Annotated in this window: 4 protein-coding genes, 3 tRNA genes, 2 rRNA genes and 1 pseudogene; all 10 read left to right on the plus strand. The window is 54.7% G+C overall.

Annotated elements, in window-relative coordinates; all coding sequences use genetic code 11:
- Positions 1–43 precede the first annotated feature (43 nt).
- The 10 genes and pseudogenes from AZE99_RS03925 (at position 44) to AZE99_RS03970 (ending at position 12,249) form a co-directional block, all read left to right on the plus strand.
- Positions 44–120 (plus strand) — tRNA-Ile (locus AZE99_RS03925).
- Positions 121–139: 19 nt separating this feature from the next.
- A tRNA-Ala gene (locus tag AZE99_RS03930) sits at positions 140–215 on the plus strand.
- Positions 216–613: 398 nt separating this feature from the next.
- A 23S ribosomal RNA gene (locus AZE99_RS03935) occupies positions 614–3,416 on the plus strand.
- Positions 3,417–3,573: 157 nt separating this feature from the next.
- Positions 3,574–3,688 (plus strand): 5S ribosomal RNA (rrf, locus tag AZE99_RS03940).
- A 133-nt stretch (positions 3,689–3,821) separates the two neighbouring features.
- A tRNA-Met gene (locus AZE99_RS03945) sits at positions 3,822–3,898 on the plus strand.
- 83 nt (positions 3,899–3,981) lie between these two features.
- Positions 3,982–4,212: pseudogene (locus tag AZE99_RS16370) on the plus strand (hypothetical protein); the annotation flags it as partial.
- A gap of 300 nt (positions 4,213–4,512) precedes the next feature.
- Positions 4,513–6,714 carry an autotransporter assembly complex protein TamA gene (locus tag AZE99_RS03955; protein ID WP_067198262.1) on the plus strand — a complete coding sequence of 734 codons (2,202 nt, stop codon included), beginning with the start codon at positions 4,513–4,515 and terminating at the stop codon, positions 6,712–6,714.
- The gene (locus AZE99_RS03960) at positions 6,714–10,928 is read left to right on the plus strand and encodes a translocation/assembly module TamB domain-containing protein (protein ID WP_067198264.1); all 4,215 of its coding nucleotides are present in this window, start codon (positions 6,714–6,716) and stop codon (positions 10,926–10,928) included. Before AZE99_RS03955 ends, AZE99_RS03960 begins: the two co-directional genes overlap by 1 nt.
- The gene (locus AZE99_RS03965; RefSeq protein WP_156472096.1) at positions 10,928–11,158 is read left to right on the plus strand and encodes a hypothetical protein; all 231 of its coding nucleotides are present in this window, start codon (positions 10,928–10,930) and stop codon (positions 11,156–11,158) included. The genes AZE99_RS03960 and AZE99_RS03965 overlap by 1 nt, the downstream gene beginning before the upstream one ends.
- Positions 11,155–12,249, plus strand: coding sequence for a YihY/virulence factor BrkB family protein (locus AZE99_RS03970; RefSeq protein ID WP_067198267.1), 1,095 nt, complete (start codon positions 11,155–11,157; stop codon positions 12,247–12,249). The genes AZE99_RS03965 and AZE99_RS03970 overlap by 4 nt, the downstream gene beginning before the upstream one ends.
- The last annotated feature ends 251 nt before the right edge of the window (positions 12,250–12,500 follow it).

Below are 12,500 nucleotides of genomic sequence, written 5' to 3' on the forward strand. Positions count from 1 at the left end.
TTTTCATTGATTTTGGTTTTTAAGAGCGTCCGGTTTCAGAAATGGGCCGGTAGCTCAGTTGGTTAGAGCGCACCCCTGATAAGGGTGAGGTCGGAAGTTCGAATCTTCCTCGGCCCACCATTTCTAACAGACAAGTTTAGGGGCCTTAGCTCAGCTGGGAGAGCACCTGCTTTGCAAGCAGGGGGTCATCGGTTCGATCCCGATAGGCTCCACCAGTTTTTCGGTATAAGAGGCCGTCCTGCGGACGGCATCCCGAAAAACTCCCGAGCGACAGCGAAGGGCTGCCGCTAGAACGTCATTTCTCCAGAGATGAAGACAAAAGTTTCCTGCAGGTTACGATCTGCAGGCAAGCGAGGCTTCGGCCTCTATTTGACATTGTGAATGGGTTTTTTTAATCGATGCCGTGGCAATTTTGCGGTTTCGGTTCGGCGGTTTTCCGTTGGATTGAAGCAACATAATTGGCACAAGTATTCAAATTATTTGAATTACTAAAAGGCTGAGTAATTAATTGTCCGCATCATACAGACAAGGCCGAATTGGTCATCTGAAGCGCTTTTTTATGCAAGGAGCGTGGGAGGATTGGTCCAATCTTGTTGTTGGTGGTGTGGATTCTCAAGCGTGAGGTAAGAGCATTTGGTGGATGCCTTGGCACATACAGGCGATGAAGGACGTGGCACGCTGCGATAAGCGTTGGGGAGATGTGAGCAATCTTTGATCCAGCGATTTCCGAATGGGGGAACCCATCCTCACCATTTACTTTTGTTTTGAAGCACTTCGGTGTGACAAAGTGAGAGTAAATGGGGAAGGATATTACCGAGTTGAATAAAATAGACTTGGTGAAGCGAACCCGGCGAACTGAAACATCTCAGTAACCGGAGGAAAAGACATCAACCGAGATTCCGTTAGTAGTGGCGAGCGAACGCGGACCAGGCCAGTGCCTGATTGTAAATTAGCAGAACATTCTGGAAAGTTTGACCATAGTGGGTGACAGTCCCGTATGCGAAAATGATCAATCAGGACTCGAGTAGGGCGGAACACGTGAAATTCTGTCTGAACATGGGGGGACCACCCTCCAAGCCTAAATACTCGTATGTGACCGATAGTGAACAAGTACCGTGAGGGAAAGGTGAAAAGCACCCCGATTAGGGGAGTGAAATAGTACCTGAAACCGAATGCTTACAAGCAGTGGGAGCCCCCTTGTGGGGTGACCGCGTACCTCTTGCATAATGGGTCAGTGACTTAATCTATCTAGCAAGCTTAAGCCGTTAGGTGTAGGCGCAGCGAAAGCGAGTCTGAATAGGGCGAATGAGTTAGATGGATTAGACCCGAAACCCGGCGATCTAGGCATGACCAGGTTGAAGGTGCGGTAACACGCACTGGAGGACCGAACCATTTAATGTTGAAAAATTATTGGATGAGTTGTGTTTAGGGGTGAAAGGCCAATCAAGCCGGGAAATAGCTGGTTCTCCGCGAAAACTATTGAGGTAGTGCCTCGGATGTTTTCCTATGGGGGTAGAGCACTGGATGGGCTAGGGGGTCGCGAGACCTACCAAACCTAACCAAACTCCGAATACCATAGAGACAAGTCCGGGAGACAGACGGCGGGTGCTAAGGTCCGTCGTCAAAAGGGAAACAGCCCTAACCTACAGCTAAGGTCCCCAAGTCATATCTAAGTGGGAAAGCATGTGGGAATCCCAAAACAACCAGGAGGTTGGCTTAGAAGCAGCCATCCTTTAAAGAAAGCGTAACAGCTCACTGGTCTAAATAAGGGTTCCTGCGGCGAAGATGTAACGGGGCTAAAGATATGCACCGAAGCTTAGGGTTCAGAATTTATTCTGAGCGGTAGCGGAGCGTTCCGTAAGCGGATGAAGCCGAAGGGTAACCGACGGTGGACGTATCGGAAGTGCGAATGCTGACATGAGTAGCGACAAACAGTGTGAGATGCACTGTCGCCGAAAGCCCAAGGGTTCCTGCTTAAAGCTAATCTGAGCAGGGTGAGTCGGCCCCTAAGACGAGCCCGAAGGGGGTAGTCGATGGGAACACGGTTAATATTCCGTGACCTGGTGGAATGTGACGGATCTCGTGTGTTGTCTGATCTTATTGGATTGATCAGGCTTCGAAGAGGTTCCAGGAAATAGCTCCACCATATAGACCGTACCCTAAACCGACACAGGTGGGCAGGTAGAGTATACCAAGGCGCTTGAGAGAAGTATCCTGAAGGAACTCGGCAAATTACCTCCGTAACTTCGGGAGAAGGAGGCCCTATCAGAAGGCAACTTTTGGTAGGGGGCACAAGCTGGGGGGTAGCGACTGTTTAGCAAAAACACAGGACTCTGCTAAGTCGGCTTCAAGACGACGTATAGGGTCTGACGCCTGCCCGGTGCTCGAAGGTTAAGAGGAGGAGTGCAAGCTCTGAATTGAAGCCCGAGTAAACGGCGGCCGTAACTATAACGGTCCTAAGGTAGCGAAATTCCTTGTCGGGTAAGTTCCGACCTGCACGAATGGCGTAACGACTTCCCCACTGTCTCCAGGATATGCTCAGCGAAATTGAATTCTCCGTGAAGATGCGGAGTACCCGCGGTTAGACGGAAAGACCCCGTGCACCTTTACTGCAGCTTCAGAGTGGCATTAGGAAAGAATTGTGTAGAATAGGTGGGAGGCTTTGAAACTTGGGCGCCAGTCCGAGTGGAGCCATAATGTGAAATACCACCCTATTGTTTTCTGGTGTCTAACTTCGATCCGTTATCCGGATCAGGGACCCTCTGTGGCGGGTAGTTTGACTGGGGCGGTCGCCTCCTAAAGAGTAACGGAGGCGCGCGATGGTTGGCTCAGGACGGTTGGAAACCGTCTGTTAGAGTGCAATGGCATAAGCCAGCCTGACTGCGAGACTGACAAGTCGAGCAGAGACGAAAGTCGGTCATAGTGATCCGGTGGTCCCTCGTGGAAGGGCCATCGCTCAACGGATAAAAGGTACGCCGGGGATAACAGGCTGATGATTCCCAAGAGCTCATATCGACGGAATCGTTTGGCACCTCGATGTCGGCTCATCACATCCTGGGGCTGGAGCAGGTCCCAAGGGTTTGGCTGTTCGCCAATTAAAGTGGTACGTGAGCTGGGTTCAGAACGTCGCGAGACAGTTTGGTCCCTATCTGCCGTGGGCGTCGATAATTGAGAGGAGTTGACCCTAGTACGAGAGGACCGGGTTGAACATACCTCTGGTGTACCAGTCATGCCGCCAGGCGTGCAGCTGGGTAGCTATGTATGGACGGGATAACCGCTGAAAGCATCTAAGCGGGAAGCCTCCCTCGAGATAAGTTATCATAGAGTCGTGGAAGACCACCACGTTGATAGGCTGGGTGTGGAAGTGCGGTAACGCATGAAGCTAACCAGTCCTAATTACTCAATTCGCGCTTGTAGAATCCCGCCATCAACAACAATGTTGGAAAGCATTTTGTCGATGAACGGACAATTAAGCTCGGCCCATGGTCAACATGCACGGTATCAAACCCCGTGCATCATCTTGCCACATCGATTAAAAGACCCGTGATTACAGCTTATGCGCCTGCTTCATTGCTTGGTGGCCATAGCGCCTGTGCCCCACCCGATCCCATCTCGAACTCGGCCGTGAAACCAGGTTGCGCCGATGGTACTTTGTCTCAAGGCATGGAAGAGTAGGACGTCGCCAGGCATTGCAGCAGGCGCATAGACTATAGTCACGTGGAAATAACCCATTCACCTTTTCAAAAGCGGCCTGTCCCTCAAAGGGCCGGCCGCTTTTTTGATTCTCTGGACCGGCACATTAGCCAAACCAGAAACGTTGGCGCGGGATGGAGCAGTCCGGTAGCTCGTCAGGCTCATAACCTGAAGGTCGTAGGTTCAAATCCTACTCCCGCAACCAACAAACTCAATATATTCAAATCATTACAAGCCTCGCTGTCACCAGTGAGGCTTTTTTGCGTTCGACCTGTAAGCGCATAGGAAGGACGCCCGATCACTCAGCAATATGCAAGGCTCGTTGATGAATGGGTTGGTGCCATCGGATTTCCAATGGAGGATTATGGGACCCACTCGCTGAGGCGAACCAAAGCGTCTGTCATTTACAAGGCGACGGGCAACCTGCGAGCGATCCAAATCTTACTCGGCCATTCAACGATCGAAAACCCGTTTCGCTATTTGGGTATCGATTTAGAAGATGCTCTCACTGTGGCCAAAAAACAGAGATATGACTATGCTCGGACAGAACTCATTCATGGGCTGTTATCCGAGTTTCAGGAAAATTGCTGTCCGGTTGCTTGTATTTCCCATCCAATCACTTCAAACGACAACAATTGGTTGGGAAGCCGAGGTTTAACGCGTGACGATCGAAAATATTTTTTCAACAGGGAACCAGTTGCCGATTTGAATGTAGTCCTAATGAGGCTAATATTTTTAGAAATTTGCGGCGACCTCATTTTGAAACACAATTTTGCAGCATTTCAGTATTGATATGCGTTCAAGTAGGTGCGGCACCATATGCGTCATAAGAATATGTTCCCGGCCTTCACCGCAATTTTATCATTCACCAATCTGAACGCAACAGCCTCTCATGCTCAAGCGTTGGATAGCCCACAATCTCCCGCAGAACCGCGTGCGCCCATCATCGATGATTCCGAATTCGACCGGACCATCCCGGCAATCGACGAGAGTCCGGATGCCACGATGGGCAGCGTGGCAGAATGGGATGCCGAACAGCAGAGACTGGAACGCGAGACACAGCAGGATGATGCGGAAGATGGACTGTCGGCTCTGTCTGCGCTGCAGGATGGAGATCCGGACGAAGTGATTGCCGACGCGCCGGTCAATGATCCTGAAATCGATGAACCGCTGACACCGATTGACGGTTTTGATGCCGAGCCATTTGACGAGAGCCAGTATACGGAAGCAGACGACAGCGAGCAAACGGCATCATTGCGATATGATTATCGGATAGATGGTCTCGAATCCCTCGACGAAAGCGGGAAGACTCAAGTTCGTCCTGTCAGTGCGGATGATATTCGCAGCCTGTTTGAGGAGCTCTCGGCACTGGAAGAAGCTGACGGCAAGGCCGCGAACGGCGCAATGGTTTCGGCCCGGATGCAAGAGGATCAGCAATTGCTGGCCGACATCATGACCGGCCAGGGGTTTTTTGACGCCTTGGTCAACGGTGCGGTAGAGCTTCCCGAGACCGAAGGCGAGAGACTGACGGTCGTGCTTCGGGTTGAACCCGGCAGGCGCTACAACCTCGGCGAGATATTATTCGACGCTGATACAGTCGTTCCCGAAGACCTGATCACCAGAAATTTCGTGCCCGAAACCGGTGAACCGATTGTCGCCGAGCGGATCTTGGCGGCGGAAGCCAATATTGCCGTGGTTCTGCCACAGGAGGGCTATCCATTTGCCGAAACCGGGCAGCGTGATATTCTCCTCGACCCGGACACGGGCACCGGCGATTATACGCTGCCTGTCACGATCGGTCCGCGTAGCAGCTATGGCGAGATAATCACCACAAGCACAATCGCCTTCGATGCAGACCATATCGGGGTATTGAGCCGTTTTGATAAGGGCGAGCTTTACGACAGCCGTATGGTCGATGACCTGCGCAAGGCGCTGGTCGCCACAGGTCTGTTCTCAATCATATCGGTAAAGCCGACCGCTAGCGGAGTAACCGCGCCGGACGGGACCGAATATGCCACGATCAATGTCGAGCAGGTAGCAGGGCCACCCCGCACTCTGGCGGGCAGCGCAGGCTATAGCACCGGACAGGGTTTCCGTCTGGAAGGCAGCTGGACGCATCGCAATCTATTCCCGCCGGAGGGCGCCCTGATCGCAAGCGGCGTCGCGGGAACCCAGGAACAAGGTGCATCGCTGACTTTCCGGCGCAGCAATGCCGGTCGTCGCGACCGGACGGTCGAACTGGGCATATCGGCGTTGCACAGCGACTTTGAAGCCTATGAGGCGTTCACGGGCAAGCTGGCCGGACGCATCTCCTATGACAGCACCCCGATCTGGCAAAAGCGACTTACCTATAGCTATGGTTTCGAGATTCTCGGGTCCAACGAACAGGATTTCAATTTTACCACCGGCGTGAGGGATCGGCGCACGTTTTACGTGGCAGCGCTGCCCGGTCAGGTCACATTTGATACCACGGACAGTTTGCTTGATCCGACGCAAGGCTTCCGTTTGTCGGCGAAACTATCGCCGGAAGCATCGCTTGGCAGCGGCACGCAAATTTATGGACGCGGTCTTGTGGAAGGAACCGCATATTATCAGGTTGATGACGGTATCATTCTAGCGGGTCGTGCTCGCATCGGTTCCATCGCCGGTGCCGATCGGGAATTGATCGCACCTTCGCGGCGCTATTATGCCGGCGGCGGCGGATCTGTGCGCGGCTTCGGATATCAGGAACTTGGGCCGAAAGACATCGAGGACCGGCCGATTGGCGGGCGCAGCCTCGTCGAGGCAGCGGCAGAAGTCCGTTATCGCTTTGGCGATTACGGTATCGTCGGTTTTGTGGACGCCGGTCAAGTCTATACCAGTTCAACCCCCGGCTTCGACAATTTGCGCTACGGTGTCGGCATAGGCGGGCGCTTCTACACCAATTTCGGTCCGCTCAGGCTTGATGTCGCTACCCCGATAAACCGGCAACCGGGTGAATCGCGCGTTTCGGTATATATCTCGATCGGTCAGGCATTTTGATGGCGGACACTGAAACCATGGCCGAACAGAAACCCCGGAGGAGCCTCGCTCAAAAAGTTGCGATCGGCTCGGGCGCGCTGACCGCGCTGATTCTGGTGATCCTGATTGCCGGTTACCTCTGGCTAGACAGCAGCAGCGGACACCGTTTTGTCGAGGAACAAGTCGAAGCTCTTGAGTTTGAAAACGGCATGCAGCTGGAGATCGGCAAAATCGACGGTTCTCTTTACGGCGAAATGGACATTTCCGGCTTGAAAATACGCGATCCGAAAGGGGTTTTCGCAACCGCCGACAAAGTCAAAATGGATTGGCGCCCTTTTGCCTTCATCGGCAGTCATGTTGATATTCGCTCGCTCCTCATCCCGAAAGCAAGTCTGCTCCGCATGCCGGAATTTCTGCCAACGGCGTCCGAGGGGCCGTTGTTGCCCGATCTTGATATAGGTGTCGGAACTCTGGAAGTCGGTAGACTGGATATCGCCGAGGCAATATCCGGCAAACGTCATCTGCTCAGCCTGTCGGGGGACGTCAAAATAGCGGACGCGCGCGCCATAATAAACGGCCAGGCCCGCGCGCTCGCCGAGCCAGGTGTCGCCGGTGGTGACAAGGTCAAGTTCAGGCTCAACGCTGTGCCGGAACAGAATAATCTCGACCTCGCGCTCGACCTCGATGCCCCGGCCAACGGATTGGTGGCCGGTATCTCCGGCACCGGTCTGCCGATGACCCTTGCTCTGAAAGGCAAGGGCGACTGGGCCAAATGGAACGGTGTGTTGAAGGGCAAGAGCGGCGAGGAAATGCTTGCCGACTTGGCAATATCAGCGCGGAACGGCACATTTTCCGTCCGCGGCGATGCGCGTCCCGGATTGTTTGTTTCCGGTCCGAGCCGGAACATGCTCGAGCCGGTCACGAAGATTGACTTTACCGCTGCCGGCGAGGACCGGACGTTTGACATAAAGGGAAAGCTTGACAGCGACAATTTCGTCTTGGCGACAAACGGTGTGGTTGATCTCGGCAACAACAAGATGCGGGATCTTAACGTCGATTTCCGGTTGCTTAAGCCATCGGTGATTGCAACCAATATCAATGGCGCCGGCGTCACCGCCAATATGGTGTTAAACGGGGATTTCGCTGCTCCCACCATAGCCTACACGGTCAATGCAGCGCGCATCGGTTTCGATGACACGACGGTGATCGGCTTGCGCGCTAGCGGCGACGTCGAGCTGGACGAGGAAGAGTGGAGCATTCCCTTGCGGGCGCGCGCGCAACGGATCGCCGGGCTGGACGAAGGTATAGGAGCGCTACTGACAAACGTCCGGCTCGATGGGGACTTCGGATATGCCAATGGCAGGCTGCTTTCCGATAATCTCAAGATTATGTCAGACCGGATCAATGCGACCGCCGTCATCGTTGCCGATCTCAACCAGGGGCTTTATACTGGCGGGCTCAAGGGCCGCATCGATGGTTACCGGGTCGAGAGCGTGGGCGTTTTCAACATCGACAGCGATATCGACCTGAAGTCCGGGAGCAACGGAGCCTTTGCCCTGACCGGCACGGTCCGCGCGCGCTCAAGCCAGATATTCAACGACGGCGCTCGCGAATTTCTCGGCGGCAACAGTCTGATAGTCGCGAAACTATCCTATGATACCGACGGCATCGCCCGGATCAAGAGCCTGAATGTTGCCGCTCCATCCTTCCGACTGACCCAGGGCAGCGGCAGCTATACCCCGTCTGGGGGCATCAATTTTGCAGCCAAAGGCATGTCCGACCAATATGGACCGCTTGGCGTTAAAGTCAGCGGCAGTGTGGCTCGCCCGGTTGCCACCATAGCCGCTGCGCGCCCCGGCCTCGGCGTGGGCATGAATAATGTCGTCGCTACTATTAGGGGCAATGCGAAGGGCTATGCGATCATAGCTGCCGGCAATAGCGATTACGGGCAGTTTGACGCCAATGTCGATATACTTGCGGGTAGCGGGCCGCTGACGGTTGACGTAAATAGCGGCACCCAGTTTGCCGGGGTTGGTCTCACTGGCCGTATGCGCCAGACCGGAGCCGGACCGTTTTCCGGCCAGCTGGCGGCCAGCGGCTCCGGGATACAGGGCGACGTGGTGCTGAGTGCCTTTAGCGGCAAGCAGCGCGCGATCATCGACGCAACGGCCTTCCAGACCCTGTTGCCTGGCCCAGCCAATCTGGCGATCGAACGGGCCATCATCGGTGCCGATATCATTCTCTACGACCAGCCGCAGGTGGTCGCTGATGTCCAGATCCAGGGTCTGACAATGCAAGAGCTGCAAATTGCTGCAGCGCGCGCAAAAATCAATTATCGCGGCGGGCAAGGCACAGTTAAAATAATGGCGGAAGGCAGAAACCAGGTTCCATTCCGTTTTGCCGCAAATGCGATCCTCGATCCCGAGCTATGGCGAGTGGCGCTTGATGGCCGTGCTAACGGCGTCGCGTTCAAAACGCGGAAGGCCGCGCGGATCATTCCCGGGCGTCACAAATATCGACTGCTCCCCACGACCATCGACCTGTCGAAAGGCAATATCCAGTTGGCCGGCGATTACGGGAGCGGTCTGAATATTCAGAGCCGGTTGAACAACGTCAACCTTGCTCTCATCAATCCGATGATGCCCGGCCTGGGTCTCGGGGGAACGGCGACTGGAAGCCTCGATTTTTCCCAGAGCTCTTCCAGCGCCTTTCCGGAAGCCGACGCCCGTTTGCGGATCGACGATTTTACCCGCACCAGCCTGGCGTCCGTATCGCAGCCGGTCGATCTGCACTTTGTCGGGCGGCTGCTGGCGGATGGCGGCAACGGCCGCGCGATATTCCGGCGCAGAGGCGCTGCCATTGGCCGGATGCATGTGAACCTGACGCCGCTACCACCCGGCGCCGGGTCATGGACGACACGCTTGCTTGCAGCACCGTTATCGGGAGGCCTGCGCTATAATGGACCGGCTAACACCTTATTTTCTCTGGCCGCGCTTCCTGATCAGGATCTTCGCGGCGCGATCGGCGTGGCGGCAGATTTTTCCGGCCGGGTGCAAACGCCGGTTTTAACCGGCGTGGTCCGCGCGAACAATCTGGTTTACGAGAATAACGCTTATGGCACCCGCCTCACCAACATGAAAATACGGGGCAATTTCTCCAACGACCGTCTGGAGGTCACCCAATTGACTGCCAATGCCGGAGATGGAACAATCAGCGGCAAGGGTTTTGTCTCGCTGAGTTCCGCCAAGGGCTACCCGCTGCAACTGGCGCTCGATCTGAATAACGCGACATTGGCAAAAGGCAGCGACCTTGCTGCATCGGCCACCGGAGCAATCGAGCTTGTCAACAATTCAAGCACTCCGGCAACAGTCCGCGGTCGCATTCGCCTGCCCGAAACACGTTACAAGATCGTCTATGAGGGTTCGACGAAAGTCGCGACCCTCACTGGTGTGCGGCGCAAGCCTGCTCTGGGTCGCAAGAAAATCACCGGTGACGCCGATCCAGTTAGCGGAGTACCCGGCAACTGGAAGCTCGATATCGATCTGATCGCCGACAACCAGATTTATGTCAGCGGAATGGGCCTCGATTCCGAATGGTCTGCCGACATCAAGGTGCGCGGCACGACCGGGAAACCGGTGCTGACCGGTGGCATTGATTTGATCCGCGGAACGCTGGGCTTTGCCGGTCGATCTTTCGATCTGCAAACAGGGCGCCTGCGTTTCAATGGCGGTTCGATGACCAACCCGACGTTAAGGCTGGTGGCCAGTGGTGAAGTGGATGACGTGAATATCAACGTCAACATCACGGGCAGCGCCGAGGACCCGGAAATCGCGTTCAGCTCGACACCCGGCTTACCGCAGGACGAGATCATGGCGCGCATATTATTTGGCAATTCAATCGGCGAACTGACGCCCATCCAGGCCGTGCAACTGGCATCATCCCTCAATGGGTTGCGTGGCGGTGGCGGCGGGCTCAATCCGCTCGGGGTACTGCAATCATCGGTGGGCATCGATCGCCTGCGCATATTGGGTGCAGACAAGGATACTGGTCGCAGCACATCAATCGCTGCCGGGCAATATATATCCAATGATGTCTATGTCGAGATTGTGACCGATGCGCGCGGCTATACGGCGACACAGTTGGAGATCAGCCTGACGCCTGCGCTGTCTGTCCTCAGTTCGGTCGGAAGCTTTGGCGGTTCAAACGTCAACATACGATACCGGAAGGATTATTGATGCACAGGGGAATGATATTGCTGGCAATCTCGCTTCTATCGCTGAGCGCTTGCGAGAAAGATTTTGATGAAAAATATCAGGACAATCTCGATCAGCTGAATGCGGAAGCAAAGGCGATCGAGTCCGGCGTCATCCAGCATCTCGCCGAGGGCCGCCAGGCAGATGAAATCATCCAGTCGGCCGAAGGCCCGAACGGCAAAATCCAAAAGAAAGACGCGGCAACCCAATGAACCCTGTGCACGGAGATGACAATGCAGGGCTGAACCACATCGAGGCACAGACCCCCGGAGCGACTGCTCGGAATCCGCTCCATTTCCCGCTGAAGGCGTGGTGGGCGATATTGAAGCGCCTATATGTGATGAATGATTTCCACAATCTGCCGCTGCTCTCGGCGGGCGTTGCCTTCTTCGCTTTCCTCGCCTTCGTGCCACTGATCGCAGTCATCGTGTTGCTATACGGTCTCGTCGGTGACCCCGATACGGTCACTGCCAGCATCGAACAATTATCTGCCATCCTGCCCTCTGCTGTGCTTACCATTTTGCGCGAGCAGCTTTTGTCGATCGTCAACACCAGCAAGGCTGCACAGGGACTGGGTCTGGCGCTGGCCCTGTTTGTATCGATCTATGGCGCGATGCGCGCGGCAAGCGCGATGATGAAAGCGCTCAATATCATCTATGAAGAACATGAATCGCGTAATATTCTGGTTACGACACTGGTCGGCGCACAGATTACCATCGGCATGGCGGGGGTTGCGATTGTCGGTCTGACCGCAATCTCGCTATTCACCTACATCAGTAATTTCCTCCAAGGCTATCTTGGCGACGGGGTGCTGATCTTTTTGAAGCTGGCGACGTGGCTGATGGCGGGTTTTCTGGTAAGCCTGACCTTTGGTTTGTTCTTTCGCTATGCACCCGACCGACGTCCCGCAAAATGGCGCTGGCTTTCTCTGGGATCTGTTGTGGCAACTTTGCTGTGGCTGGTTATAACCATCGGTTTTGGCTATTATGCTGCGAATGTCAGCGACTATAACGCAACTTATGGATCGCTCGCTGCAGTTGTTATTTTTCTTATGTGGCTATTCCTGTCAGCATATTCTGTATTGATAGGAGCTGAAATAAATGCGGAAACCGAACGCCAGACGTTTCAGGATTCGACGATCGGAAAAGACAGGCCCATTGGCGAGCGCGGCGCGGTTATGGCAGATACCGTACTTCTCGGCGAAGCCAGCCGAAAAATTCTTGAAAAGAAGCAGCGCCGACGCGCTGACCGGCTCGCTCGGAAGGTAACAAACGAAGATTTGAGCGATGCCGGTAGGCGGTAAACACATTGGTTGGTCGATTTCAGTGGCTATCACGGCTCTCTAACACCCGCCTTATCGAAGGATTCCAAGAACAGAAGTTCGGCTGACGGCTCAAAGCGCCGAAACCACATTGGATCGAATGACTTGCTGCTTCCCAACCAATTTTGTCATGATGGATTGCGCGGATCGAGCGCAGGCAATGGCAGCGCGCAGGAGCAAGCGTCTACCCTCGGAATGACGACAGTTTGACGAGAAGCGGACGTCCAATCGCG

The organism is Sphingorhabdus sp. M41, from assembly GCF_001586275.1.
Lineage (GTDB): Bacteria > Pseudomonadota > Alphaproteobacteria > Sphingomonadales > Sphingomonadaceae > Parasphingorhabdus.